Origin of the sequence: Cerasicoccus sp. TK19100, assembly GCF_027257155.1 — a bacterium.
Lineage (GTDB): Bacteria > Verrucomicrobiota > Verrucomicrobiia > Opitutales > Cerasicoccaceae > Cerasicoccus > Cerasicoccus fimbriatus.
Genome location: NZ_JAPWDU010000001.1, coordinates 669,679 through 694,065, shown reverse-complemented (window position 1 = coordinate 694,065; position 24,387 = coordinate 669,679). Strand labels below are relative to the sequence as shown.

Genomic DNA, 24,387 nt, shown 5'->3' with positions numbered 1-24,387 from the left:
GATATTGGACAAAAAAATTCAGCATTGAATAAGTATCCTGAAGACCTTCTCGACTTCTTTGAAATCCTCCAACTGCTCGTGCGCGAACCATCGGTGGTTGGCGCGGAAGATTCGTTTTTCCGCGTTTGTCGGCGTGAACTGGAAGAGGTCAATGTCAAGGTAGAGCGCCACCTCGGCGTCCTGGTAGCGCAGGGCGATGAGCCCGATAGCCTGATCCTGTCCGCGCACATCGATCGCCACGGCCTTCTTTGCACTGGGCCCAATGAGTTCCAATACGCGGCCTTCATCGCCGCCAACCGCGGCGAACTAACCGGCGATTCCGTTTCCGAGCAAATGATGGCCACCATCGCCGACCGCTTTACCGGGCAGCGCGTGCAAGCCCACCTGCCCTACACTGGCACCTACCAGGGCCAGGGCGTCATCTCCAGCAGCTACCTTTGCCCGAAGCGCAATAACTTGATCTTCGAGATCAAGGGCCTCGAGTTCCTCATGCCCGGCGCACCGGTGTCGTTCCTCGATCGATTGTCCGTAACCGACACCCACCTCTCCGCGCAATTGGACAATGTGCTTAGCGTCGCGCTGATCATCTACCTTTTCCGCAATGGCTTCAAGGGTACGGCCCTGCTCACCGCCCAGGAAGAAGCTGGTCGCAGTTGGCGCTACGCACTGTCATGGTTCCAGCGCGGGGACATTATGACCTCGCGCTTGCTCGTGCTCGACACCAGCCCTTACCCCACGCCCGAGGCCGCCGCCGAGCAGCAGCTCGTCTTGCGCAACAAGGACGCCACTGCCGGGTTCGACATGGGCTTCACGCGTGAGATCACGGGTCTATGCGACCGACTCGGCATCAAGTATTCCTTCAAGGACGCCTGGATCGATGCGCAAAACGCCGACCGCCCGAAACCGATGTCCCTTGGCCGCACCGAGCTTGGTCGTCTCGTCGCAGCGACTGGCGGCGCGATCAATGGCACGACACTACAGATCCCCACTACCGGCTACCACACCGCCAGCGAAACCGCGACCATCGACTCCGTCCGCGCCGCGCTCAAGCTGCTGAGTTCCTACTTGTAGCTCATTTTCCGAAGTGGACAGCTTTCCTGTCATGATCCAAGCTATGGGTTAATTTATACCAAGAGCTATGATCAAACCCCATTTCCGCTTCCCTCTCCTCGCCCCTATTTTCTTTTTAAGTTTGCTATTGCAGGCTACTGCTGAAGAGCCCGAGCAATACGTTTATGGACGCAAAAAGTGGCGCGTCTCGATGCAGGTAGTCCAAACGCAGCAGCCGACCGCGCGACAGTGGGCGGCGGAAGATCTTTGGCGCGAGCCGCCAGCAGGATTGCTGGTGCTCTCCGAAACACACGAGACTGGCGATGGGGCCGACGCACTCTTTGAAGCTCCAAACCCATGGTTCGACTTTCACGGCCGAAAGGTGTTTACCGAGATGGTGAAACTGGACACCACTCGTCAAAATGGGCAGTGGGTTGTAGCAGTGGAAACTTCGCTGATGCTCACGCGTGACGATAGGCAGAAAATAGACGAGGTCTTAATCAACCCGCAATGGCCGACGATGCGGATTCACGGCGATAATACGGAACAAGTCCGGCTTAAAGAAATTGCCCGCATCGAAGCGCCAGAAGACGCATCGAGCCAAGAACTGATCGAGGCTTTGTCATCACCAACGAACCAATTGCAGCAGCCGCAAACTCCGTTTGATTTTGGCGTCACCTATGTGAGCAAAGTGGAAAGCGACCCGCTGGCAAATCAACTCGTGTTCTGGCGCATCGATGAGCTCCCCGGCAAACGCACTTGGGATAGCGAAAAGGCGCTGCCGGAGAAGTCGACCTGGCCTCGCCTAACCGCTTGGGACACGGAAACACAGACGCTCTACCTCGTCGAGTCCGACGGCCAAACGATCACCGCCCTACAATTTGCTTCCCTGGATCCCACGAGTCTTGAAACCAAAGTACTGTGGAGCATCAACCCGCGCGAGGCCCTCGATCTCTATTCATACCGGTTCCCGAATCCGCAAATGCGCTATCTGGGTGTTAAGGGTGACGATGTTCGCTGGACTTATGCAAATTCGCAATCCGGCGAACTGGATAAACAAACCGGCGAAGCCGAATGGCACGGGCAGGATTGATCGACTAAACTGGTGCCGAAGCCGCCATGCGTTCCCTCAAAGCCGCTAAATCCTCCACGATACGTTGCAGGCGCGTCTCGGGAATTTCGTTCAAGTCGTCGATGGTCAACATGTGCTGGCCGCGCCAGGTCTTGGCGTAGATTGCCCGAAACTCGCGGGCCACCGAGGCATGGCTCCGCTCCAGTTCCTCGGCGCTAAACTTCAGGCAAAAGTATTCGTAGCAAAGCAGCGGGCGACCGTAATCGAGCTGGCATCCCTTCCCCGGGGCAAACCAACCGGCCTCCGCATCGTAGTCCTGTGCGCGGTCGCCCAAAATGAAACGAAGAAACGCGCTCTCCACGCTTTCACGACAAATGTGCTCCTGGCAGCAAACGCTCGTGCACGTCGCGCAGTGCGGCTGATTGGTGATCTGCCCAATGTGCTGAAGCTGTTGCTCAATCTCAATGTGAAGGGTCCGAATCTGGTCGAGCAACGTTTCGCGCATCGAGCCACCATGCACAACACGCGAAGCAATGCACGTTTTAAAACAGACCAAGGAATTTCGAGCGGCCCCAGAGCAGGATTACGCTCGATACGAAGCCAATGACCAAAAGCACGATGTAGAGTGCAAAGAAAGACTTCTCAGACGAGGCGCGGTTAAATTGTTTGCCGTTCCAGCTCCCCAAAAGCGTCAGGGGAAAGAGCAATAGCGCCGCACCTGCATTGCCGATGTGCAACACGCCGAGTGCCACAAACGGAATGAGTTTGATCGTGTTTTGGATCAACAGAAAGAAATTCTGCGCCGCCACGAATTGCTTCTTCTCCAGCCCATGACGCACGAAATAAACCGTGATCAGTGGCGAACCGGAGTTGGCCACGGTTTGGCTCAGCGCCAGCAAGCTGCCCACGGAGAATACACCTTTGGGCGTTGCCGGGCCGCCACCTCCGCCAAGCTGGGCGATCTTATCGCGAAAACTCACCAGCGCCACGTAAACCAGCGACAAGCCCGCCACGACATATTCCATTCGCTGGTGGACCACCGTTTCCTCGCCCGAGGCAATCAGCGCCCAAAGGATCAACGCGCCCAGCGCCGTGCCTACAAACGCCGCCGGGATCAGCGGATTGAGCAGCTTGCGGTCGACATTCTTCCGATACTGCCAGCAGCCGAGACAACCAGCCGGAATCATGATCACCGCGATCACCGCCAGGCCATCTTTGGCCCCCAGCGCGAGCACCATCAGCGGCGACACCACAAAGCCGCCTGCCCCCAACCCGCTACGCGAAAACCCCATCAGCCACGCCGTAAAGATGGCGAGCCCGAGGCTAAACCAAGGCAGCGGCGGTTGAATCAGCGGAGCATAAAGAGCCTCAAAAGACACACGTTCACCATAAGGGCCCGAACATTGAGTGTCACGCCTACTTTAGCTCATAGATGACTTCATTGCGTCGCAGGAATGACGGCATAAAGGGCGGATCGTAAAACGCATATTGGTAATCACCGTAGGCCATCCCCTGCCCATCAAGGAAGTTAGCTAAAAATCGACGCTTTTCCTCCAAAGCTTCATCCGACCACGAGCCTGAAGAACGGTAAACGGCCACGCGCTTGCCCTCAATTTCGCGAAGCCGGATTTGCTCATTCTTGGGCTCAGGCAAAGTTTGCAATGTGAAACGCTCTGGCATGACAAAGGCAACTACCCATGCTTCATCCTCGGGCCCAGGTTTCTGAGTGACCGGCGCCGTCATTTCAATCTCCGTCGACGCGTCCTCTGCCTGCTCCTGCGTCACTGGCGCCGTCATTTCGATTTCTTCGCGGACGGTATTCTCGCCGCTAATGTAATTAAAGAGAGGCCGAAACGCCTGATTGGCGGCCTCACTCCGACTGCCTTCCACCGTCACTTCCGCTACCAACAATTGCGGATACTCCCGCACTTCAATCGACTCTTCGTCAAAAGTCTGAATGATCTGATATTTCGGCTCTTTCACATCACCCACGGTTCCACAAGCACCAAGGCTTAACGCGGCTATAGTGGCCAACACGAGCCTGAACCAAGACAAAGCAATCGGTGACATCATGACAACCAATCTGCATTTTCTAAAAAATCAAATCGTGCTGCCAGACTGACCTCTGCGGGCCTTGACGTGGGTGCATCGTGCGTCAAAGGCCACCTGCGCCTGACCTTGAGCATGGCTTCGACTGCAGCTCGATGGCTCAATAGCAATAACAGTTTACACTCACAGCGCTCAGGAGTTAGGCGCAGCGCCTTGTTCGGCCTCTGATTGATTCTCGGGCTTGTAGATGTCAGGACTGTCTTGACGCATCACCTTCACGATGGCGGTGCTAAACGGAGTACGTTCGGAGCTAGTTCCTCCTTCAATATACCTCGTTTCGGACGCGCCAAATACACAAAATCCAGCAATCCTCAATCTCTCCAACTCTTGCTGAAGCGTAAAAGACGCTCTAACTCGCTCTCCTGACTCCAAATCATCGGAAACCTTACCCCAATCCTGTAGGTTCTGAAGAAAATCACTCACTAATCCAACCTCGTCCTCAGTTTCGAGTTCCTCGTAATCGAATAAATAGCCGCTCGCCTGTGCGACGAGATCGAACAGACCCTTACCGGTAAAAATCGGGTGAAGATACTTTGGCAAATTCTCGCGACGTCGAGTGATTCTCAGAGGTCGATTCTCGGGTTCATCTAGTTTCTTTGAGACCCATTCTTCGTGATTCTTTTTCATCATAAGCAGGATCTCCGAGTTATATGTGTCTACTTGGTCATCCACCATCTTGTGATGAGTGCGACACAGAAGAATAAGATTCACGTAGTCATCTAATAGATTTTTCGGATAAGTTGCGTCATGTCTCGGACCCGATTCTGCTGCTGAGATTATGTGGCACTCTTCTCCAACAATTGACTCGTCATCATGCGTAGTGGCAGCCACCACGAGCGCATTCTTACATATCGCACATCGATTTCCTGAACGCCCCCAAAGGACTTTGCGTGTTCTATCGGTAATAGCCATTTTTAGCAACGTCGAGGAGCCTCAAGAAGTGAAGCGCGGTACGCGTAACTGAATTGAGACCTCCGATTGGTTGGCTTGGTTTTTATGTAACTATGAATCAAAGGGCTCTTCTCCATACTTCCGGATCATTTTTTTCAACAGTTCTTTTATCCGATGTTGTCTATGCAGGGGAAATACTCCTGTCCGAGAAAACTCATTATTTAAGAGATCCCCTTCACCTATAAAATCGTAAACTAGGTCATCATCTACGAGGATCTTGATGTGTGAAGTGTGCTCGTTCAATTCCTTAACTCTATGATCTTCGACGAATGCTGTAGCCAGAAAACGCATCGATGTTGGTGTCGGGTCGATTATTTTTCCTTCGGGGGATTCCCATACATCATGACTTCGGGCTTCTAGGTATAGTCCGGGCCATTCCGATATGTGCCATCCTGCGATGGATTTACCGCCATAAATAGACACGATTGTTTCAACATTTTGGACGCATCGATGGAGAGAGGCTTTGGGGTGCGGGGCAAGCTGAAGAATGCGAGGTAAATTCCCTCCGCTTATATCAGAACAAAACATCCTGACGTGCTCGCGTTCTATTTCAGGTGTGATCATTTCTTTTGCCCAACAGTGTTTTAAGCAACCCAAACCTCTATTGGACAAGGCCAGCCTTTGCCGATGATGATAAGCTGGGGTGCTTGGCCATTAAGTCTTGGGGGACGGGAGATGCGCATCCACAAGAAGTTAACGAAGGGCCGTCAGGCCGTAAAGTACTTTGCAACGAAACCTGGTAAACATTTCGGGGCAAGAAGAGCAAAAATGCGTTCATGCGTATTTGAAAAGCCTAATGCTGTAAGTGAAAAAGAACCGCACTGTTGTTCTTACGATAACAGTGGCTGTACTGACCCAACAACAGTGGCTGTACTGCCTCAATAACAGTAGTGGCTTTTCCGAAACACAGCATAAGGCTTTTCGGAGAAACCGCATTAGGGTTTTCCGAAACAACCGTATAGGAAACTCCCAAACAACCGCATAGGAAACGCTATTTGGGCTCAGCTGCCCCGATTGGCACCTTTGCGCCGGCAGAGCATCATTCACCTCAGTTGGCCGCGCCGACTGTCACGCGGGTTGCGGGCTTGGGATGATCTACTGAAAGCCGTCCTTTGCCGCCAGCGAACAGAACAAATTGCTCCACGGGCAATGGTCGTAGCCGGTGTAGTCTTCGACAATTTCCTCGCCTGGCAAGATGTCGCGTGTTGCCGTCGACGTGAGCCCGTCAAAATCGAGTGGGCCGCCGCTGTTGGGCGTGAGGCTGTGGTTGACGTAGCGCGCGTTATCCAGACAGATGATGATCTTGTCCAGCGTCACCGAGTAGTAGCCGTAAATCAGGCAGGTATTCAGGAACTCCTGAATATTGGCGTTGCAATTGGAAGACATGATCGTTTCGAACTGCGTTTTATTGAGCATCAGAACGTTGTCCTGATTGGCTCGCCACCAAACCGTGCCTGCCGGGATAAACTCACGGGCAAAAACGCCCAAGCCATGAATCTGGCTCGAGCGGACTTCAACTAAAGAACCGAACGCGCCGATCTGCGGCGCCAACAGCGTGTTGTGCATGGTTAAAAGAACCTGCAAACACCTGTGGACAAAAAAACCGTTCCTGCCAAGAACGGTTTTTTGTCGGCATCCGAAATTTTACTTCACGTAGATTTCCGCTCCGCTTTCGGCAAATTCCTTCGCCTTTTCCCGCATGCCCTTTTCGAGCGCTTCTTCCTCGGTGAGGCCCTGCTTGTCGGCGTAGTCGCGAACGTCCTGCGTGATCTTCATCGAGCAGAAGTTCGGTCCACACATGGAGCAGAAGTGCGCGGTCTTGGCGGAGTCTTGTGGGAGCGTGGCGTCGTGGAAGCTCTTGGCCTTTTCCGGGTCGAGCGACAGGTTGAACTGGTCTTCCCAGCGGAATTCAAAGCGGGCCTTGGAGAGCGCGTTGTCGCGGTATTGCGCGGCGGGGTGACCTTTCGCCAGGTCGGCGGCGTGGGCGGCGATCTTGTAGGTGATCACGCCTTCGCGGACGTCGTCCTTGTCCGGCAGACCAAGGTGCTCCTTGGGCGTCACGTAGCAAAGCATCGCGCAACCGTACCAACCAATCATCGCCGCGCCAATGCCGGAAGTGATGTGGTCGTAGCCGGGCGCGACGTCGGTGGTTAGCGGCCCGAGCGTGTAGAACGGCGCTTCGTGGCACCACTCGAGCTGCTTTTCCATGTTCTCCTTGATCATGTGCATCGGCACGTGGCCGGGGCCTTCGTTCATGACCTGCACGCCGTATTCCCAGGCGCGCTCGGTGAGCTCGCCCTGGGTCTTCAGCTCGCCGAACTGCGCAGCATCGTTGGCGTCGGCAATGGAGCCCGGGCGCAGACCATCGCCGATGGAGAACGACACGTCGTAGGCGGCGCAGATTTCGCAAATCTCGTCCCAGTGCGTGTAGAGGAAGTTTTCCTTGTGATGCGAGAGGCACCACTTGGCCATGATCGAGCCGCCACGCGAGACGATGCCCGTCATGCGGCGCGCGGTCAGCGGCACGTATTTCAGGAGCACGCCGGCGTGGATCGTAAAGTAGTCAACGCCCTGCTCGGCTTGCTCGATCAGGGTGTCCTTGTAAATTTCCCATGTCAGGTCCTCGGCCTTGCCGTTGACCTTTTCCAGCGCCTGATAAATCGGCACCGTGCCAACCGGCACCGGGCAATTGCGCAGGATCCATTCGCGGGTCTGGTGAATGTTTTTGCCGGTGGAGAGGTCCATCAGCGTGTCGCCGCCCCACTTGACCGACCAGCGCATCTTTTCAACTTCTTCTTCGATCGAGGAAGCCACGGCGCTGTTGCCAATGTTGGTGTTGATCTTCACCAGGAAGTTGCGGCCAATGATCATCGGCTCCAGCTCCGGGTGGTTGATGTTGGCCGGGATAATGGCGCGGCCGCGGGCGACTTCGTCGCGGACAAATTCAGCGGTGATCTCTTCGGGGATCGAGCAACCAAAGCCTTCGCCTGGGTGCTGTTTGCGGAGGTCCGTGGACGGCAGACCCGCGCATTCGGCGGACGACATCATTTCCTCGCGCAGCTGCTGGCGCTTCATGTTTTCACGGATAGCGATGTATTCCATCTCGGGCGTGATGATGCCCTGCCGCGCGTAATGCAGCTGGCTGACGGACTTCACGCCCGGCTTGGCGCGGAGCACCTTACGGCTGCCGCGGGCAAAGTATTCAATGCGGTTGCGAGCGCCTTCGGACTCGGCCTTTTCGCGGTGCTTTTCGGAAAGGTAACCGTCGTCAATCGGCTTGAACTCGCGGCCCTCGATTTCCTCGACGTCACCGCGCTCGGTGATCCACTTTGAGCGGATGCTGGGCAGCCCCTTGGTCACGTCGCCATGAAACTCCGGGTCGCCCCACGGGCCGGAGGTGTCATAGATGCGGACTGGCGCGTTGGGCTCGGTGGAGCCGTCGGGGCGCTTGGTGTCGCTGAGGGTAATCTCGCGCATGGGAACGCGGATGTCTTCCCGGGAGCCCGTCACGTAGACGCGCTGAGAATTGGGGAACAGTGTAGGTTTGGCGGCGCCGTTATTTTCGCTCATCGTAATTAATGCCGGTTGCAAGTTTCGTTGGGCGACAACGCTACGCCCCGGCACGTCGCCGATTCGCAATGGGTCGATTGTCGCAGTGTGAGTTCCATAGTTTTCCCTTCGGCGGCATTACCCGCATCAGGTTCCAAGGGTTCGGCGAGCGCTCGCTGCGCCATCTCAGCCCGTCGCGACGGGCTCCCCAATGTGCTATCAATCGAAAATCAAGCCTGCCCGCGACGCAATGAAAAACTACGCGCGGCTCGTTGCGAGGCGTCTCCTAGCTTGGCATCAGGGCCAACAGAATCGCCACCAGAATCGCCAGGGCAATGCCTTGAATGATATAAGGGGTAATCTTTTCTGAGGAATTACGACTATCTTGCATAGGGGTATTATCGTCCATTTGGCCCTCAAATTTAAGGGGAATTTCCATTGTGCGTAAAAAAAATTTGGGACAGACTTATCCCATGCCTACAACCACCCGCTACCGCAAGAGAGTCGAATTCAGTGAAACTGATATGGCTGGTATCGCGCACTTTACGAATTTTTTCCGGTGGATGGAAGCCGCTGAGGCCGAGCTATTTGAGTCTCTCGGCACCCCCCTGATCGAGACCCGTAACGGCGTCTCCTGCGGTTGGCCCCGCGTCCGTGTACAGGCGGAGTTTCACGCGCCGGTGCAGTTTCGCGACGAAATCGAGGTGGAACTGACCGTGAAGCAGGTCAAAATCCGCGCCGTGGAGTATGCTTTTCGCATCTTTCGCTTGGGTGGCGAAGAACCAGTCCACGTCGCCACCGGCGCGATGACCACCGTTTTCGCCAAACGCCACCCCGAAACCGGTGCCATCGAATCGGCATCTATTCCGGACGAACTGACCGCCGCCCTGGAAAAGCTAGCGGTGCACCAATAAGGAGCGTCGAGCTCTTGCTTTTTACAATCCTGGGAAGTATTTGCCGTTCTCGGTGAACATATGTCGCATATATTGGTCCAAACGGGTAATTAATAGAGAAATATTCACACAACAAAGACATACATGCTAACTTCAAGATATTACCTTTTGCTAATCATAGTTAGCATATTTCCAGCTTTGGCTGGCGCACAGGAATCCACTAAGAACATCGGTCTTATCGGCAAAAATTATGAGCTGAAGCCAATGGACATCCTTAGGGTCACCGTCTACATGGAACCCGATTTAGAGCAGGAAATTCGACTCAGTCAGGACGGCACGGCAAACCTTTCCCTCATCGGCAACACCAATCTGGGCGGCATGTCGATCAAGCAGGCCAACAACCACATTACTGACCTCTATAACCGGGACTACCTGGTGAATCCGCAAATTTCACTTGAGTTGATGTCCTACACGGAACAACGCGTTTACGTGCACGGCCAAGTCAATACTCCAGGCCCAGTCGTGATACCGCCCGAGGAAAACATGACGCTCTCGCAAGTAATCAGTGCTGCGGGCAGCATGACTCGGCTGGCCAGTGATAAAATTCAGCTCACCCGCACTGACGCCGATGGCAAAAAGACGGTCACGATCCACTACTTCGATGACATTCTCGAAGATCCCGCCTCCAACGATATCATCATCAAAAACGGTGACTCCATCTTTGTGAGCGAGCGCTGGATTTAAGCCAAGGGTAGAATAAACTCAGAGCATTTTCAAATGCTGCTGCCGATGGAATGAGTGTGGTGAAAGTGCATAAGCTATATGCCAACTCCACATAGCTTTATCTAAAGTATAGGCTTGTTCTAGAACTTGTCGATGCAACCATTTACGGCGTTAGCAATTTCATCTGCGGTTTCTGGCTTTTCTACGGCTCTGGCAAGCGTAACGCCGCCAATCAGCATCGCGAGATAGCACCAGGCTTTTTCAACGGAGGCTGAGTCCACATCTGGATCCGCTACGGCATCACGCACTTGCACTAGCTTATTCTCAAACAACGACTTGGTTTCATCGTCACTACGGGATACGTCGGCCGAAAGACTTTGCAGACCACAGCTTTGACCGAGTGGGCAGTTGCGCTTCTCGTTCAAGTAAAAGTCTGCAAACTCCGAAAGCCAGTTCGCTCCATATTGTTCCTGATACGATAGAACTGCGGCGAGGAATGTATCGATCGAATCAGCGATCGTTTCACGGAAAGCCGCGTTTTTCGAGCCCAGATGAGCGTAGAATGCTCCTGAGGTGACACCTGCCTCTTTAGCGAGGCCGTCGACTCCAGCAGCAGCAAATCCGTGTCGACGAAATCCTTTATGCACAGACTCAAGGATACGAAGCCGGGTTTTCTCCTTCTTAGACAGTTTTTGTTCCATAATAGCTGGGAATACTGAGCCTGAGTGTAGACCGCCCTGTCAGGTTAGCAAAGCAAAAATATAACGATCACTATATTTTGAGTTTGACCATATAGCGATCGTTATAAAAAGTGGCCACCAACGTGATTGACCGGGTTTGGTCGACGCGAAACATAAACAAGGAACACAATGCCAATTGAGGTAATCATAACGGAAGGGCTCTTAGACAAAGAGTCTGCTCAACAACTCCATTCTTCGCTTAGCAAGCTACTGTTGGAGGTTCATGGACTTGAACAAAACGCCTTCATGCGTCCCAATGTTATTGGCGAAGTGAGCTTCATCCCTGAGGGATTCAGCTTCGCGGGATCTGTAGCGCAGCAAATTGCAATCGTCGAACTAAGAGCACCATCTTTTGTGCTAGCGACGGCTGAGCTACGGGAACGCTTTACGGCCGAGGCGACTCGGCTGGTTCACGAAGCAACTGGTGGTAATCTTCCAATCGACAACATCTGGGTAAATATGGTCTACGCGGTCGACGGCTTCTGGGGGATCAGCGGAAAGGCCTACACGAATGAAGAGTTGGGCCAACAAATATCGGCTGCCGCCAGCCTAGCCAACGTCTAAGCTTCTGAATCCATTCTTACGAACTCTAGCTGCTAGTTCCGGACACGCAGCTAGAGTTTTGCCTCACTGTATAAAGTGGATTCTGAGAAATGAATTCACCGAAGAACAATCTAGTAGGCGCTGGCTTGCGGACGCACCAGAATCATGCCTGTGCGGGCCATGATCTCAAGGTCCAGCCAGAGCGACCACTCCGTGATGTATTCGAGGTCGTATTGCACACGGGACCGGATCATGGCTGGCTCGGTGATTTCCCCACGAAAGCCATTGCACTGCGCCAGACCCGTGATGCCGGGCTTCACGAAATGGCGCTGCGGGTAGATGCGCACCGTTTCGCCAAATAACTTGTCGTGCTCGGGTAAATGCGGGCGCGGGCCGACGACGCTCATGTCGCCCTTAAAGACGTTCCAAAACTGCGGGAGCTCGTCCAAACTCGTGCGACGCAGGAACTGCCCGAACTCAAACACGCGCGAATCGTTTTTACTGGCCTGGCGCGCCTCGTCGTCGTTGTTCACGTGCATACTGCGGAACTTGTATATCGTGAAAATCGACTTGTTGTAGCCGCGCCGCTTCTGCTTGAAAAACACCGAACCGGGTGACTGACTGGCCTGCTTCGCCTTCACCCAGAGAATCAGTGGCGGCAGGAGAAACAGAATGACCGGGGTCGCGATCAACAGGTCCACAACACGCTTGATCAGGCGGTTAAAGGGATTTTCCAGCGGCTCCTCGCGGGGGACAAAAAAGGTGTGCGGGCCGTCCTTCAGCGAAGTTAGCGGCTGCTCGAAAAACTCTGCCCAGGGGTTATAAATCATCACCTGGCACCCCTGCTCTTCCGCGACACTCATAATCTGCTGGACCCAGCGCTTGGACTGACGGGTCTCCAGCAAAATGAGCTGGTTTACATAATGCTTGGAAACGAGTTCCTCGAGCTTGGCGACGTTGCCAATGTAGTCACTGCCGACCTCGGCATTGGCGTCAAACTCGGTGTCCACCAAGCCGATCAGTTCCATGCCCAACGATTTGCGGCTGTCGATCCACTCGCTCATGTTGTCATAGGCCGCCTTCTTACCAATGGCCAGGCAGCGCCGCATGTTCCCACCCTTGAACATCAAACGGGAAATGCCGCGCGGTAGCGTGGAGTTGATCGAGAACAGCATCAGGTAGCTCAGGATCAAATACGTGCCCACAAAGATACGCGAAATGCCCTTGTCCTTCGTCGCGAAGATAATGCCAAACAGCATCAGCAGCAGGATCGCAGTTTGGAGGTTCGTCACCTGAAAAATCCGCGCACTGTGGCGGCGAAACATCCCCGGTGAGAGCAGCGGGTAAAAGTGGAAAAAGATGATGCCGCTCGCCGAGATGCCCATCAGGTAGAGCGGGAAATTAATCAGATCGTAGTCGTAGCGATGTGTTAGCTCCACCCCCACGACTGCCTGCAACACAAACAGCGCATTAAGCGCCGCGATGACCACACAGCCATGCAACGTCAACAACCCTTGGGAACGACGATCGAGCATAGAAACTTGGCGCATAATCTAGAGTCATTTCACCATATGGCAACTGGTAACTATAGACCCGATTGGGAAATCCATCGATTAACCTCCATTTAAGGCCCGAAATGTCGTCCAGGCGTAGACCCCAGCCATGAGCGCAAAGAGCAGGCTGAAACCGTAATTGCCATAGCGGAACAGCGCGCGCTTTTGAACAACCGGCCCGATGTCGTAGTAGGTCAATGCGATCACCGTGCGCACGCCCCAATAGACCGTCAGCAAGCCCGCCAGCGCGGCCCCCAAGCGGGGCTCCTCAACGAAAGCATCCGCGAGCAGAATCGTGATCAAGCCAAAGGCGAAATTGAGCCCCTGAATGTAGCGGCTGTAGGTGTGCGTTATTTGCCGGTTCAGACGCTTCGGCATCGCCGCAACGCCGGCATCCCAATCCAGTATGCGGCGCACCCATTCGTAAATCAGCGCAATGAAGATTTGCCCCGCGCCGGCGGCGTAGAGCATGGCGGTATTGAGTGTGATGTTCATTTTACTTTGTAGGACAGAGTTATTCGTTACTTTGCGGCACAGAGTTTAAGCAGCGACTGGAGCCGGAGCCCCCATGGCGACATCGTTAAAGCCCTCGGTGAAGTGGGCGTGGGCAAACTGCGCCTTCTCCCAAAAGGGCAACTGATCGCGGAGCAGCTCATCGTTCCATTCACGAATACTCGCTCGTTTCATTTGCCAGGGTGGATGCGCCACGCGGAAGCGGAGCGTCTGGCGAAGCCTGCGATTGAAGGCGTTGTAGCGCTCAAGGACAAATTCGTTAAAGGCATCTCCCGGCTCCGGTGCGAAGGCGTATTCGGCATCAACGGCTACCCTGCCCCCGGCCAGTTCACCCACAAAGCGCCGATTGCGCGGGGCGTGCTCGTAATGCATCCGGGTAAAATGGTAAGGCAAACCGTAGGTCAGTGGGCCAACGATCCGTGCCAGCAGCTTGGGCACATATTCGCGTAGGAAATGAATGCCCGGCTCGCCATCAACAACGACATAGGTGCGCACATTGAGAAAGGCGTGCTCGCCCGGCTTGAGCATCCAGTGCGGCCCCCCTGGCCAAGTCTCGAATCGCAGATCCGTCATGCGAAAGAACACCAGCGTGACCACGGCTTTTCCCTCGAACAAATCCAGAAGAAACGGCGTGTGGGGCTGAAGCTCCTTCGGCTCGATGATGAAGTGCACCATCAGCGCATCGCGCCAGGCAGCCCTTAGTAGAGGGCCGCCTTCGGCGTTAATGGTTTCCGCCGCTCGCTCTTGCGGAGGAGGGTTGCGGCGAGGTGGTTTGGTCAGTTTCAGTAGCATGGCGTTGAGTTAGTTAGGCGTTTCGAGAAGTGCCTACGCTGGCAGCTCCTCCTCAACATGCGCCAACCATCCGCCCTTGGGCGCAGTCAGCATGGTGGCCAGTTTAGCGTCCCACTTTTTGGCGAAGGCCGCACCGGCGACCATGAGCGCATTCCAACCGAGCACGACATAGAACCAGGGCTCTCCCAGTGTTTCCGGTGCAAGTAATGGCAGAATGAGCGGGATCAGATTAAACCAGATGGTGTTTACCCAGAGCCAGTCGCGCGGTGCCCCTTTATTAATAAAACGACGCCAATAATCGACCAGCATCCAATACCCCATCAGTGGCACCACCGCTAGCACGATCGTCGCCACCAGATAGAGCGCATAGAAAGCCGCGGCAACTCCCAGTATGGTGTTGGCAATCGCCATGGTCAGCGCGATACGGCGGACCCGCAGGTCCAGCATGTAAAAATAGTCATTCATCTTCTTGTCCTCCAAAATCTTTAATTTCATACTTTCAGGATTATTTGAAAATCAGGTTCAAATAAAAGGTCAGCACATTGCCGCCATTGAAAAATCCCAGGGCGTGCCCCAGGCGTCGGCGAGGTTTGCGGCCATGAACCACCTGGTGGCCTACAGTTGGCTTGTGCGCGTGCAGGTTGTTTTCGTATTTTCGAGTATTTGTGAAAATTGCGTTCATAACTTAAATCTTTCTTGGTTGAATTGCTTCCTAATTCTGCCCTTAGCCGAAGAGCTTAAGGGCGGTGGGGACGACTTTGCTTCGCTCAGATCGAGAGATGCGGTCCATCACGGAGGACGCTACCGACACGAACTCGCCCAAGTCTTTCATCATCTGGTTAAACTCCTTGGCCTCGGCACCCTTCAGCTTTTCCGTGCGCGCGGCGCAGTCGTCGAGCACCGCCATGGCGGGCTCAATCTCGCGACGCTTACGCTCACGGGTGATCACGCAAAACATTTTCCAGACGTCTTTCTCGGCCTCGTAGTAGTCCTTACGCTCGCCCTTGACGGCTGTCGGCCGCAGGAGCCCCCACCCTACCAACTCGCGGAGGTTAGCGTTAGCGTTACCGCGGCTAATCTCCAGCATCTCCATGATCTGGTCTGTGTTCATCGGCGTGGGGTTCGTCATTAGCGCCGCATGAATCATCGCCATTGTGCGGTTGATTCCCCAAGCGCTGCCCATCGCGCCCCACTGGCGGATAAAATCTTCGCGGGCCTGTTCCAGTTCAGTAAGTGTTGTGGGGTTCGCTTCCATCATTACTTTCGATAATTTCTGAAAATACAGATTTCGCAAGCATATTTTCACATTCCAAAGAAATTTTGCTGCTTGAGTCGTTTTTCTATTGATAGCTCAACATTTACTTATACAAACAATACCAACGATAAGCTTTACTATTGTTAACATAAAAATCACAAAGCCGCTGGAGCGAAAAACGTTGAGCCGTCACTTGGCCCTGTTTTTGCTGACTGCTGGTTAGTCATACAAACTCGAAACCACAGCCATATGAACTTGGAAACCGCTATCGGACTTTTGCCAAACGAAGAACGCCGCGCCGTCTCGCGCGACCCATTCTTGATCGAATACGCCAACTTGAAGCTGGCAGCGCTCAAGCAGCCGATTGTCGGCGACTTGTCCAACTATCCGTTCATGCGCCTAGCCAAGGGCATTCTGGCTGAGTATCAGGAGCAATCGCGCCTGCTTGCCGATCACCTGAGCCCGGTCGACCAACGCGCGCAGGACTTCATCGACAAATATTTGGCCGACCTGCCCAAGGAAGAGCCGCGCCCGCGCCTGCCCTCCAACACCCTTTGCCTGGACCGCCACGGCCTCGCCCGCGTGCTCTCCCTTCCGCCGGACCAGGAAGACTTTTCTTCGGACATCATCAATAGCTACCGCGTCCACAATGGCGTGCTGCACAATCCGAAGAACGACCGCCGCACCACCAAGGGCGTCTTCCACGTCACCGAAGGCGGCCTGCCGATTCCGGCCGACAAGAAGTCGGTCCCCAAGGTCACCTTTGCCCGCATGCTCGACGCCGCGCTCAAGCCGCCGTCGTCCCTCAAGGAGCTGCCCTTCACTTCGACGCTCGACAAGCCCGCTGAAGTCTGGACCTCCCTGCTCATGCGCCCGGTCGTTTGCCCCGGCGTGGAAGGCATCATCTCCGAAAAACGCTACGAAGTCCGCTTCTTTGCGCCGGGTAACATGGTCGCCAACCTCGACTTTGTGGAATCCATTTTCGGCAACGCCGGCGACCCCTTCCTCCCGGAAAACGACGCCGCTCTCGATGTGCGACATTGGACTGGTCACACTGGCTGCGTAATTCTGGCCCCCCACCTGATCACCCTGACCAAGCGCGAGCTTGGCCTGCCCCATATCGACGAGGCCACCGACCTCCAAAGGCGCGACGGTATGTGCTGGGAAAAGGAAGACGAGCTCTACAACGACGGCGGAGCCTTCAAGCTCACCTGCCGCGACGCCTCGGGCGTGGTCATTACCATCATCGCTGACAACTACTTCGGCTACTGCAAGAAGGAGGTGAAAACCCAGATCAGCTTCGCCGCGAATCTTTACGGCCTCGCCGAAGAAGAACACGCCGGCGGTGCCATCGCCTTCCCCAGCTATGACCTGGGTGAAGAATTCCGCCTTGCGCAGTTTATCCCTGAGCTGGACCACTCCTTCGAGAGTGCGATGAAGATCATCGGAGACAGCGCCACCCGCCAGCCTGAGGGTTACGCCATCGACAACAAATACCCGGACATCCACTACGTTCCGGCCGATACCGAGATTTCCCTCGCCGAGCAAACCGTTTGCTGGGGTAAGGGCGACGCCCGCGTCTGCATGCGCCTCAAGCCGCACGTCACCTACGTGCTGCCGTCGGGCTACAAGATCGAGATGCTCCGCCCGGCCACGGAAGGTCGTCGCTGGCGTCTCGTGGGCACCACGGCAGAAGGCACCTTCTGCCACAAGCCCTGCACCGTTTCCGGCGGAGGCAAGTCCGAGATTTCCAAGTCAATCTCCGACGCCATTATCTACGCGCCGGTTATCACGGCGGACTTCGAGGCAGACTTCGACCGCGTTGGCGAAATCCTTGATAAGGAATACGGCATGCGCTTCAAGGACGACTCCAAGAACCGCGAGCACGGCCGCCCGATCCTCGGCCAGGCCCGCACGCTCGGCTCCGTGATTAAGCTGCTGACTCCCGCGCCGGAATACACCGACGAATACAACGAGTGGCTGCGCGAAATTCCCTTCTACATCAAGGAGCTCGTCTTCATCGTCAAACGCTTCTATAAAGAAGACTGGCAGGGCGAATGGCGCAGCCGCTTCAGCGTGGACACCGTCAACGGCTCGTCCGGCAACTGGCTCAAGTATAAGGACATGCGCCTGATCACCCAGTACCTGCGCGTCGGCTACAATGCCGATGGCTCATGGCGTATCTTTGGTCTGCGCAAGGACTTCCACCCGGCAGCCAAGCTCCAAACCGAGGACGATATTTCCGCCGCCGTCGTCATGCCGTCGGACAAAATCGAGAACCTCAACAAGCGCTACAGCAACGCGTCGATCAAGTTCATCGAAAACTGCGAGTTCCGCCTTTTCCAACGCCCGGACGACGCCATCACCCGCGGCTACGACAAGCGCACCGAAGAAGACATGTCCAAGGCGGGCAACATCTTCGCCAACTACGAGGCACTCGACCGTGACTTCGTGCAGGACATGACCGAGGACTCCATCCGCTTCGAGCAATTCACCGAGCCGATGCAGACCGCGATGAAGGAATTCCTCGCCGATGAGCGCAGCAAATACATGGTGGTCAACTCCAACCCGCGCCTCGTCGACGGTAAGCCGACCAAGAACCCGCGCTACCTCCAGGACCGCGACGACCTCGTCAACCCGCGCAACTACTACCTGGGCGAGATGGGCGTGCGTTTGTTCCGCCGCATCGGCGAAGGCAAGCCCGTGCCCATGCCGGTCAACGCCGTACTGCCGGGCCGCCGCAACAACCCGCCGGAAAAGGGCATCCGCTCACTGGCGGTCTTCAACCCGATCCACTTCCTGCCGCTGCCGGAGTTCTTCATGGAGGTCATTTCCTCAATGACTGGCAAGAGTCCGTCGACCACCGGTGCCGGCTCGGAAGGCGCGCTGACCAAGGGTCCATTCAACTGCCTGCCGCCCATTGTCGATCTGAACAACGCCCTAGTGTCGTTCATCCTCACTGGCTACCAGCCGTTCATCACCGCCGCCGGTTACGTCGGCCCAAAGAACCGCGTCGACCACGACATTTCCCTCCTCGTGCCCGAAGTCTGGAGCCGCATGAAGCCACGCGAACGCGACCCAGAAGTGCTCATCGCCGATGGCATGCTCGAGCCAGTGCCGGATGTCGAATTCGAAGGCAAAACGGTCAAGTCCAGCATCCTCGGCTACCGCATCACCGACAAGTTCGTGCGCCACTACTTCGGCCGCGTTTTCGGTAACCCGGCCGCCGTATTGAGCGAAGAAATGCTCAAGCCGGAACTCCAGGGGCTCGACGTTTACGCCGACGGCATGGACAACATTCTGGGCGTGCACGAACGCGTCGCCGCGCTCTACTTTGAGGACGGCTCCATCGAGGGTGCCTGTCCTCCTCTCAAGGCCCTGCTTCACATCATGAAGGACGGCTCCTACGAGGGCAAGACGCTCGCCGACGCCGAGATCCGCGACCTGTTCTGCCGCAAGAAAATGATGGCCAGTGACTGGTATCAGGCTCGCCTGAAGCAGCGCCAGGACGTCGAGGTAAAGCTCTGGGAGCGCCACGAGACTTACCTCAACGAAGCGATTGCGAAGCTCACGGACGGGAAATATTCGGACGAGACGCAGGAGCTCAACGCCCGCCTGCAGCACGCTATCGAAACCCTCGGTGTCTTCCGCGCCGACGGCCGCGTGAAACAACTGGAGGGCACCCTGGGAACCGACCCTTACCTCTATCAATAAACAGCTTAACGCCAGCCCGGGTTGAAACGCTATCAACCCGGGCTGTCTTCTTTTAAATAATCCCAATGACCCCAACCCTCATCGTCGGCCAAGGCATGGCTGGCAGTGTTTTGGCGTGGATGCTCCACCAGCGTGGGCATCAGGTTCGCGTGATCGATGACGGGCACCGCACCAGCTCATCGCGTGTTGCCGCGGGCATGGTCAACCCCGTGCAAGGCCAGCGTCTTAACCTCGCCTGGCGCATCGAAGACTGCCTCCCGGTTGCTCAAGATTTCTTTCGCGAAATGGAGGCAAAGTTCGGACGGCGGTTTTTCCACACGGCCCCCATTCTCCGCCTGATCGACAACGACAAAGAGCGCGACTACCTGGAGCAACGCCGAGACGACGAACGCTTTCGCCCCTACCTTGGCAACTTCGAACCCGCTGGCTCCAACTCACCGCTCAACGACGAGTTCGGGGGCCTGCAAATCAACCACAGCGGCTACGTCGAAACCAATCCGCTGCTCGATTGCCTGCGCGATTACTTCACCGACCAAGGCATACTTTGCAACGCAGAGTTTCAACACGACGAGCTCACCGTCGACGACAGCCATGTCCAGTGGCGCGACATTTCCGCCGAGCGGGTCATCTTCGCCGAAGGCTTCCGCATCCTGCAAAACCCGTGGTTTGCGGACTTCAATTTCCAGCCCAACAAAGGCGAGATTCTCACCATCGCCTCCAACCACGCTTTCCCGGACTACCCGATCAACCGCAGCAAGTGGATCATTCCCCAACCCGACGGCACCGCTTGGTGCGGCTCCACCTATGGCCGTGGCCAAACCGACTTTGAGGCGACCAACGAAGGCTGCGCAGAAATCCTTGCCAAAGTCGCCGCCACTTTGCCCACGCATACCTTGAGTGTGGTCGGCCAGCGTGTCGGTGTTCGCTGTGCAACGGGCGACCACATTCCACGCGCGGGGTTTCATCCAGACCACCCCCGCATCGGCGTGTTCAACGGCTTCGGCTCGAAGGGTAACGTATTCATCCCCTGGCTGGCTCAACACCTGACGGAGCATCTGCTAACCGGCGCTCCGCTACCTGAAGATTGTGATTTTCGTGCACGTCCTCCCCGCAAGAAACGAGCCTGAGGCAAACGCTTTAGCCTTTGTTGCCTGGCTCGGGAATGAGTTCGGCCAACACCTCGTCGACTTTGCTATTCTGGCAGTCCGCCACAATAATATTTCCCTCACGATCAATGATAAAGTAGTCAGGGTAGCCGTTCACTTTATAAGCCTTTGCCGTCTTGCCTTCACTGTCGATCGCTACGGGGTAAGCAATGCCCTTCTCCTTGATCATCGCTTGAGTTTTCTCCGAGCCTTTGGGGTGCGTGATCGCGATAAACACAACGTCATCCGCATACTTCTGCGCCAACTCATTATTGTGTGGAATGCTGCGGACGCAGGGTCCACACCAAGTCGCCCAAAAATCAAGGACCACAACTTTGCCCTTCAGCTCAGACAGTTTCAGAGGCGCAGAGTTCTCCCAATCGGTGACTTCAAATGGCGGCGGCGTAGACGAGTCCTGCAAACCAGCAAGCCGTTCGCGCTTGGCAGCGTCCCCTTCAAAGGCGTATGAAAAATTAGATTCAGCAGTGACCAAACCAGCGGCCAACGACACGAGGATAAGGAGTAGAGATTTCATCATAATTTTATTTAACAGTTTTCACCGAGTTAAGTAAACACCGAACATTCATTGTTCCCACCTGATTAACACGCACCAACACCATGCCCCGCTTAACCCAAGTCGCCCACGATCAGTTAGCCGCCGTTGTCCAACCGGGCAGCTTCACCATCGATGCCACTGCGGGCAACGGGCACGACACCGCCTTTCTCGCCAAGCTCGTGGGTAAGGCGGGCAAAGTCATGGCGATCGACAAGCAATTGCAGGCGCTGATCAACACCGATAAACGGCTGATCGACGAAGGCCTCCGCAAACAGGCAATCCTGATCCAAGGCAGCCACGCTGACATGCTCGACTACGCGCCGACGCCCTGGATACACGGCGTCAAAGCCATTGTCTTCAACCTCGGCTACCTGCCAGGCTCGGATAAATCCGTCAACACCAGCGCGGACTCCACCCACGCGGCGCTCCACGTCTGCAAGAAGCTTCTCGCCCCCGGTGGCTTGATTTCAATCCTCATCTACCGCGGCCACGACGGCGGCCATGACGAGGAATCCATGATCATTCAATGGGTCGAAGCCAACGCCGATTTCTTTGCCAAAGTCGAATGGAACGACGGCGACCACCCCACCGACGACAGCCCGCGTCTTCTCAGCTTGTATTATTGAGCCCTACTCCTGCCAGTGCTGCCAGTGGAACTCCGCCACGCCCACGCTGGCCGGGTGCCAGAACTTCCAGTTGTGGCCGCCGGCTGATTCTTCGTAGGTCAGGTCGAGGCCCTTCTCCTGCGCGAACTGTTGAAACTTGTGGTTTTCGTCCAGGAGGAAATCTTCCGTACCGATGTGCTGATAAATCGGCGGCAACTTCACGCCGTCGGCCATGTGCTTCTCGATGAGCTTGTAGTGATCCAGCGACTCGTAACGCTCGGGATACTCGTCCTTCGGGCCGAGGTAATTCTGTATCCGCTCGCTGGCCTTGGATTCGGAGCCGGAGAAATCCATAAAGGCCGACGAAAGGCCGCTGATCGATGAGAACATTTCCGGGTGCGCCAGCCCGTAAGTCAGCGCGCCGCTGCCACCCATCGAGAAGCCCGTCACCGCGCGCTTTTCAGGATTCACGCGGTACCATTCGTCGATGGCCGGTATGAACTCGTCGAAAAAGAAAGTCATGAACTTCGAAGTCTTCGGCTCCTCGGACTCACGCAGTTCTTTGTCCCGCTCGGTCTTCACTGGATAAAATGAATCTATGTAGTATGAGCCTATGTCGCCATCGAAACAGGTATAGATGAAGGGCGTCTTCGTCAGTTGCTGCTGGAGCTTGGGCATCGAGGCCCAAGTATCGTAGGGGGCGCCGTAGCCGTGCAGCGTGTAGAGAATGGGAAAGGTCTCCTGCGAGTCTTGGGCATAGGCCGGCGGCAGCACGACGACCACCTTGATGTCGCGGTCCATCGACGGCGAGTGCATTGTGAAACGATCCACCTGACAACCTTGCGCGCTAACCTCAGTCTCCACATCGGAGCGTTTGAACGGCTGGGCAGCCGAAGCGAATAAGGAAGACAGCAAGAAGACTAAAAGCAATCGGGGGAATATCATGTTAGACTACGATGGTGGATTAACTGCTAATTTGTCAACCCTCACGGATGGCTTCATGCCCGCTAGATTTTTAACCAACCACTGATAAATCCTAACTAATGCTGGCTATTAAGGAAACAGCTGCTATGGTATAAGGTCACTACTATTTCAATTTCCACTACTGCACAATGACGTTAGGCCGCATTTTCTGGCAGCGCATCATCCTGGTATTTATTGCCTTGGCTCTGCCCAGCTCAGGTTTCGCCGCGCCATTCACCGTCGATAAACGGAACAATCTCTGGAATTCCGCGACGCTCTTTTGGAACGACCTGCTTACCTCGCCGCCCAGCCAGGAAGTTCCGCTGGGCACAACTATCAGCGGCTTTTCTTCCGAGCTAACGCTCAGTGTTTCAGCAAATAACGGCAACACGCCGCAGATCGTCCAGCGTGACGACACCGCCATGCCTGGCGTGTACGCCACATGCGGCCCGGAGAGCAGTTTTCAGCTTAACCTGTCCAAAGGCGTGCAGGGGTTTGGCGCTGTCATGGAACCCGAAACGCCGGCCAAGACCCGCTTCGTCATTGAGTTCTTCAGTCCGTCTTACCAATTCGTCTACCGCACCAATGTCATCAGCGACGGCGGCCCGGTTTACGTCGGCGGCATTGACCCGAAATCCGAGCTCTTCCTGGTCCTCATTTACGCGGTTGATGAAGCTTCGAAAGTGCGCGTCCCATTCTACATCGGCGACCTGGAATTCCAGTTGAAACCAGAGCTACCGCCCCTACCCGAGCTGCCGATTGACAGCTATGTGGACCTGGAGATTTCCCCGACGGACACCTATCTCCACCGCGGTCTGGGCGCCGTCAACGTCATCCCCGCGACGGATCAGGCCTCCGAGGATCACGACAATTGTATCGATCTCTTCAGCGCGTTTCCCTTGATGCGCGCGGGCGACATCCTGCTCTTTCAACGCAACGGCGCATCCTTTAGCAATGGCAAGGCCAACCACTTGCTCGGCGTGTTCATGGGAACCAATGAACTACTTGCCGGCAACGAGTTCCAACGCATCCCCGCCCCCGTGAAGGCGGGTAGGTCCGTTTACACAAACGAGGTTCGGGGTCAGGACGCCGCATTCGCCACGCCCACGAACATCGCGCAGGACTTTCTCATCAGCACCAACACCTTTATCTCCATGCCCACTGGCGCGCGCTACATCTTTTTCTCCAAGAGCGTGCCCACCGCAGCTGGCGGCCCGCTGAGCGTCCGCATCAATCACATTCAACGCCTGCCCTACCTGGACTACCTTTCCGCAATGGGATTCTACGGCGAGAACGCGGCCATGAACAGTGACCTCGACGGCGACGGCCTAACGCTGATTGAAGAGTTCGCCTTCGGCCACGACCCAACCGTCGCCGACCGCGAGCCGCAGGACTACGCTTTTGCGCCGAATGGCTTCCTCAGCAGCGGCAACCTGCGCATTGCATTTGGCGCCCGCACCGGCGTTCCCCTGCTCTACCATGCGGAGTTTTCCGACGACATGGTTGAGTGGGATCGCGTCTCCAACATCGGCGCTTTTCTTTACGATAATTCCGGGCAAGACCGCGCAGTCTTCGCCATCGACGATCCCGAACCTGGCCCCAGTCGCTTTGGCCGCATTGTGATCGAATACCTTCCGCCCATTCCCCTTTAAACCAAGATT

26 protein-coding genes, 1 pseudogene and 1 riboswitch are annotated in these 24,387 nt (G+C 55.6%); of the genes and pseudogenes, 9 read left to right on the top strand and 18 right to left on the bottom strand.

Features of this window, described 5'->3' with window-relative positions:
- Positions 1-24 precede the first annotated feature (24 nt).
- On the top strand, positions 25-1,071 hold the full coding sequence (locus tag O3S85_RS02810; RefSeq protein ID WP_269537705.1) for a hypothetical protein: 1,047 nt from the start codon (positions 25-27) through the stop codon (positions 1,069-1,071).
- A gap of 67 nt (positions 1,072-1,138) precedes the next feature.
- Positions 1,139-2,143 carry a hypothetical protein gene (locus O3S85_RS02805; protein ID WP_269537704.1) on the top strand — a complete coding sequence of 335 codons (1,005 nt, stop codon included), beginning with the start codon at positions 1,139-1,141 and terminating at the stop codon, positions 2,141-2,143.
- A gap of 4 nt (positions 2,144-2,147) precedes the next feature.
- Here the strand turns inward: O3S85_RS02805 and O3S85_RS02800 are convergent, their stop codons facing one another.
- The 9 genes and pseudogenes from O3S85_RS02800 to O3S85_RS02765 all read right to left on the bottom strand — a co-directional run bounded on the left by O3S85_RS02800 (position 2,148) and on the right by O3S85_RS02765 (position 9,170).
- The gene (locus O3S85_RS02800; protein WP_269537703.1) at positions 2,148-2,627 is read right to left on the bottom strand and encodes a hypothetical protein; all 480 of its coding nucleotides are present in this window, start codon (positions 2,625-2,627) and stop codon (positions 2,148-2,150) included.
- Positions 2,628-2,664: 37 nt separating this feature from the next.
- Entirely contained in the window at positions 2,665-3,501 is an 837-nt protein-coding gene (locus tag O3S85_RS02795) for a sulfite exporter TauE/SafE family protein (RefSeq protein WP_269537702.1), read from the bottom strand.
- Between the two features lie 37 nt (positions 3,502-3,538).
- Positions 3,539-4,105 carry an SOUL family heme-binding protein gene (locus tag O3S85_RS02790; RefSeq protein ID WP_269537701.1) on the bottom strand — a complete coding sequence of 189 codons (567 nt, stop codon included), beginning with the start codon at positions 4,103-4,105 and terminating at the stop codon, positions 3,539-3,541.
- 258 nt (positions 4,106-4,363) lie between these two features.
- Positions 4,364-4,861, bottom strand: coding sequence for a hypothetical protein (locus O3S85_RS02785; RefSeq protein ID WP_269537700.1), 498 nt, complete (start codon positions 4,859-4,861; stop codon positions 4,364-4,366).
- Between the two features lie 48 nt (positions 4,862-4,909).
- Positions 4,910-5,143 (bottom strand): annotated as a pseudogene (locus O3S85_RS21220) (HNH endonuclease); the annotation flags it as partial.
- A 90-nt stretch (positions 5,144-5,233) separates the two neighbouring features.
- Positions 5,234-5,746: a hypothetical protein gene (locus tag O3S85_RS02780; protein WP_269537699.1), complete on the bottom strand. Its 513-nt coding sequence runs from the start codon at positions 5,744-5,746 to the stop codon at positions 5,234-5,236.
- Between the two features lie 531 nt (positions 5,747-6,277).
- On the bottom strand, positions 6,278-6,748 hold the full coding sequence (locus O3S85_RS02775; RefSeq protein ID WP_269537698.1) for an SET domain-containing protein: 471 nt from the start codon (positions 6,746-6,748) through the stop codon (positions 6,278-6,280).
- A 78-nt stretch (positions 6,749-6,826) separates the two neighbouring features.
- Positions 6,827-8,752, bottom strand: a complete 1,926-nt coding sequence (gene thiC, locus O3S85_RS02770) for a phosphomethylpyrimidine synthase ThiC (protein ID WP_269537697.1) — start codon at positions 8,750-8,752, stop codon at positions 6,827-6,829.
- Positions 8,753-8,837: 85 nt separating this feature from the next.
- Positions 8,838-8,952, bottom strand: a riboswitch (TPP riboswitch).
- Positions 8,953-9,017: 65 nt separating this feature from the next.
- On the bottom strand, positions 9,018-9,170 hold the full coding sequence (locus O3S85_RS02765) for a hypothetical protein (RefSeq protein ID WP_269537696.1): 153 nt from the start codon (positions 9,168-9,170) through the stop codon (positions 9,018-9,020).
- Positions 9,171-9,204: 34 nt separating this feature from the next.
- Between O3S85_RS02765 and O3S85_RS02760 the strand changes: the two genes are divergently transcribed.
- The gene (locus O3S85_RS02760; protein WP_269537695.1) at positions 9,205-9,645 is read left to right on the top strand and encodes an acyl-CoA thioesterase; all 441 of its coding nucleotides are present in this window, start codon (positions 9,205-9,207) and stop codon (positions 9,643-9,645) included.
- 123 nt (positions 9,646-9,768) lie between these two features.
- Complete coding sequence (locus O3S85_RS02755) at positions 9,769-10,368, top strand: polysaccharide biosynthesis/export family protein (RefSeq protein WP_269537694.1); 600 nt, start codon at positions 9,769-9,771, stop codon at positions 10,366-10,368.
- A 119-nt stretch (positions 10,369-10,487) separates the two neighbouring features.
- On the opposite strand, the gene O3S85_RS02750 is transcribed toward O3S85_RS02755, so the two are convergent.
- Positions 10,488-11,048 carry a TetR/AcrR family transcriptional regulator gene (locus tag O3S85_RS02750; RefSeq protein ID WP_269537693.1) on the bottom strand — a complete coding sequence of 187 codons (561 nt, stop codon included), beginning with the start codon at positions 11,046-11,048 and terminating at the stop codon, positions 10,488-10,490.
- Between the two features lie 168 nt (positions 11,049-11,216).
- Here O3S85_RS02750 and O3S85_RS02745 point away from each other — a divergent pair, with 168 nt between their 5' ends.
- Positions 11,217-11,651 (top strand): hypothetical protein, encoded by a 435-nt coding sequence (locus tag O3S85_RS02745; protein ID WP_269537692.1) that lies wholly within the window; start codon positions 11,217-11,219, stop codon positions 11,649-11,651.
- A 110-nt stretch (positions 11,652-11,761) separates the two neighbouring features.
- Here the strand turns inward: O3S85_RS02745 and O3S85_RS02740 are convergent, their stop codons facing one another.
- The 6 genes from O3S85_RS02740 to O3S85_RS02715 form a co-directional block, all read right to left on the bottom strand.
- Complete coding sequence (locus tag O3S85_RS02740) at positions 11,762-13,180, bottom strand: exopolysaccharide biosynthesis polyprenyl glycosylphosphotransferase (protein ID WP_269537691.1); 1,419 nt, start codon at positions 13,178-13,180, stop codon at positions 11,762-11,764.
- Positions 13,181-13,243: 63 nt separating this feature from the next.
- A complete protein-coding gene (locus tag O3S85_RS02735; protein WP_269537689.1) occupies positions 13,244-13,678 on the bottom strand; it encodes a hypothetical protein in 435 nt (144 codons plus the stop codon).
- Positions 13,679-13,723: 45 nt separating this feature from the next.
- Entirely contained in the window at positions 13,724-14,488 is a 765-nt protein-coding gene (locus tag O3S85_RS02730; RefSeq protein WP_269537687.1) for a DUF2071 domain-containing protein, read from the bottom strand.
- A 33-nt stretch (positions 14,489-14,521) separates the two neighbouring features.
- Positions 14,522-14,983, bottom strand: coding sequence for a hypothetical protein (locus O3S85_RS02725; protein ID WP_269537686.1), 462 nt, complete (start codon positions 14,981-14,983; stop codon positions 14,522-14,524).
- A 10-nt stretch (positions 14,984-14,993) separates the two neighbouring features.
- Entirely contained in the window at positions 14,994-15,170 is a 177-nt protein-coding gene (locus O3S85_RS02720; RefSeq protein WP_269537684.1) for a hypothetical protein, read from the bottom strand.
- A 42-nt stretch (positions 15,171-15,212) separates the two neighbouring features.
- Positions 15,213-15,746: a GbsR/MarR family transcriptional regulator gene (locus O3S85_RS02715; RefSeq protein ID WP_269537683.1), complete on the bottom strand. Its 534-nt coding sequence runs from the start codon at positions 15,744-15,746 to the stop codon at positions 15,213-15,215.
- Between the two features lie 246 nt (positions 15,747-15,992).
- On the opposite strand from O3S85_RS02715, the gene O3S85_RS02710 reads away from it, so the two are divergent.
- Positions 15,993-19,457 carry a PPi-type phosphoenolpyruvate carboxykinase family protein gene (locus O3S85_RS02710; protein ID WP_269537682.1) on the top strand — a complete coding sequence of 1,155 codons (3,465 nt, stop codon included), beginning with the start codon at positions 15,993-15,995 and terminating at the stop codon, positions 19,455-19,457.
- Positions 19,458-19,522: 65 nt separating this feature from the next.
- Entirely contained in the window at positions 19,523-20,584 is a 1,062-nt protein-coding gene (locus O3S85_RS02705) for an NAD(P)/FAD-dependent oxidoreductase (protein WP_269537680.1), read from the top strand.
- A gap of 10 nt (positions 20,585-20,594) precedes the next feature.
- Here O3S85_RS02705 and O3S85_RS02700 read toward each other — a convergent pair whose 3' ends face one another.
- Positions 20,595-21,113 carry a TlpA family protein disulfide reductase gene (locus tag O3S85_RS02700; RefSeq protein WP_269537679.1) on the bottom strand — a complete coding sequence of 173 codons (519 nt, stop codon included), beginning with the start codon at positions 21,111-21,113 and terminating at the stop codon, positions 20,595-20,597.
- Between the two features lie 107 nt (positions 21,114-21,220).
- Between O3S85_RS02700 and mnmM the strand changes: the two genes are divergently transcribed.
- Positions 21,221-21,784 carry a tRNA 5-(aminomethyl)-2-thiouridylate-methyltransferase MnmM gene (gene mnmM / locus O3S85_RS02695; protein WP_269537678.1) on the top strand — a complete coding sequence of 188 codons (564 nt, stop codon included), beginning with the start codon at positions 21,221-21,223 and terminating at the stop codon, positions 21,782-21,784.
- A 3-nt stretch (positions 21,785-21,787) separates the two neighbouring features.
- Here mnmM and O3S85_RS02690 read toward each other — a convergent pair whose 3' ends face one another.
- On the bottom strand, positions 21,788-22,594 hold the full coding sequence (locus tag O3S85_RS02690; RefSeq protein WP_269537677.1) for an alpha/beta hydrolase: 807 nt from the start codon (positions 22,592-22,594) through the stop codon (positions 21,788-21,790).
- Between the two features lie 281 nt (positions 22,595-22,875).
- Between O3S85_RS02690 and O3S85_RS02685 the strand changes: the two genes are divergently transcribed.
- Positions 22,876-24,378 (top strand): hypothetical protein, encoded by a 1,503-nt coding sequence (locus tag O3S85_RS02685; RefSeq protein WP_269537676.1) that lies wholly within the window; start codon positions 22,876-22,878, stop codon positions 24,376-24,378.
- The last annotated feature ends 9 nt before the right edge of the window (positions 24,379-24,387 follow it).

Bases quoted from the DNA above. Each gene is read 5' to 3' on its own strand.
- O3S85_RS02745 (WP_269537692.1), top strand. From the start codon at position 11,217: ATGCCAATTGAGGTAATCATAACGGAAGGGCTCTTAGACAAAGAGTCT.
- O3S85_RS02685 (WP_269537676.1), top strand. From the start codon at position 22,876: ATGACGTTAGGCCGCATTTTCTGGCAGCGCATCATCCTGGTATTTATT.
- O3S85_RS02740 (WP_269537691.1), bottom strand. From the start codon at position 13,180: ATGCGCCAAGTTTCTATGCTCGATCGTCGTTCCCAAGGGTTGTTGACG.
- O3S85_RS02725 (WP_269537686.1), bottom strand. From the start codon at position 14,983: ATGAAATTAAAGATTTTGGAGGACAAGAAGATGAATGACTATTTTTAC.
- O3S85_RS02780 (WP_269537699.1), bottom strand. From the start codon at position 5,746: ATGATCACACCTGAAATAGAACGCGAGCACGTCAGGATGTTTTGTTCT.
- O3S85_RS02705 (WP_269537680.1), top strand. From the start codon at position 19,523: ATGACCCCAACCCTCATCGTCGGCCAAGGCATGGCTGGCAGTGTTTTG.
- O3S85_RS02805 (WP_269537704.1), top strand. From the start codon at position 1,139: ATGATCAAACCCCATTTCCGCTTCCCTCTCCTCGCCCCTATTTTCTTT.
- O3S85_RS02735 (WP_269537689.1), bottom strand. From the start codon at position 13,678: ATGAACATCACACTCAATACCGCCATGCTCTACGCCGCCGGCGCGGGG.
- O3S85_RS02760 (WP_269537695.1), top strand. From the start codon at position 9,205: ATGCCTACAACCACCCGCTACCGCAAGAGAGTCGAATTCAGTGAAACT.
- O3S85_RS02710 (WP_269537682.1), top strand. From the start codon at position 15,993: ATGAACTTGGAAACCGCTATCGGACTTTTGCCAAACGAAGAACGCCGC.
- O3S85_RS02800 (WP_269537703.1), bottom strand. From the start codon at position 2,627: ATGCGCGAAACGTTGCTCGACCAGATTCGGACCCTTCACATTGAGATT.
- O3S85_RS02775 (WP_269537698.1), bottom strand. From the start codon at position 6,748: ATGCACAACACGCTGTTGGCGCCGCAGATCGGCGCGTTCGGTTCTTTA.
- O3S85_RS02755 (WP_269537694.1), top strand. From the start codon at position 9,769: ATGCTAACTTCAAGATATTACCTTTTGCTAATCATAGTTAGCATATTT.
- mnmM (WP_269537678.1), top strand. From the start codon at position 21,221: ATGCCCCGCTTAACCCAAGTCGCCCACGATCAGTTAGCCGCCGTTGTC.
- O3S85_RS02730 (WP_269537687.1), bottom strand. From the start codon at position 14,488: ATGCTACTGAAACTGACCAAACCACCTCGCCGCAACCCTCCTCCGCAA.
- O3S85_RS02715 (WP_269537683.1), bottom strand. From the start codon at position 15,746: ATGATGGAAGCGAACCCCACAACACTTACTGAACTGGAACAGGCCCGC.
- O3S85_RS02720 (WP_269537684.1), bottom strand. From the start codon at position 15,170: ATGAACGCAATTTTCACAAATACTCGAAAATACGAAAACAACCTGCAC.
- thiC (WP_269537697.1), bottom strand. From the start codon at position 8,752: ATGAGCGAAAATAACGGCGCCGCCAAACCTACACTGTTCCCCAATTCT.
- O3S85_RS02765 (WP_269537696.1), bottom strand. From the start codon at position 9,170: ATGGAAATTCCCCTTAAATTTGAGGGCCAAATGGACGATAATACCCCT.
- O3S85_RS02750 (WP_269537693.1), bottom strand. From the start codon at position 11,048: ATGGAACAAAAACTGTCTAAGAAGGAGAAAACCCGGCTTCGTATCCTT.
- O3S85_RS02785 (WP_269537700.1), bottom strand. From the start codon at position 4,861: ATGATGAAAAAGAATCACGAAGAATGGGTCTCAAAGAAACTAGATGAA.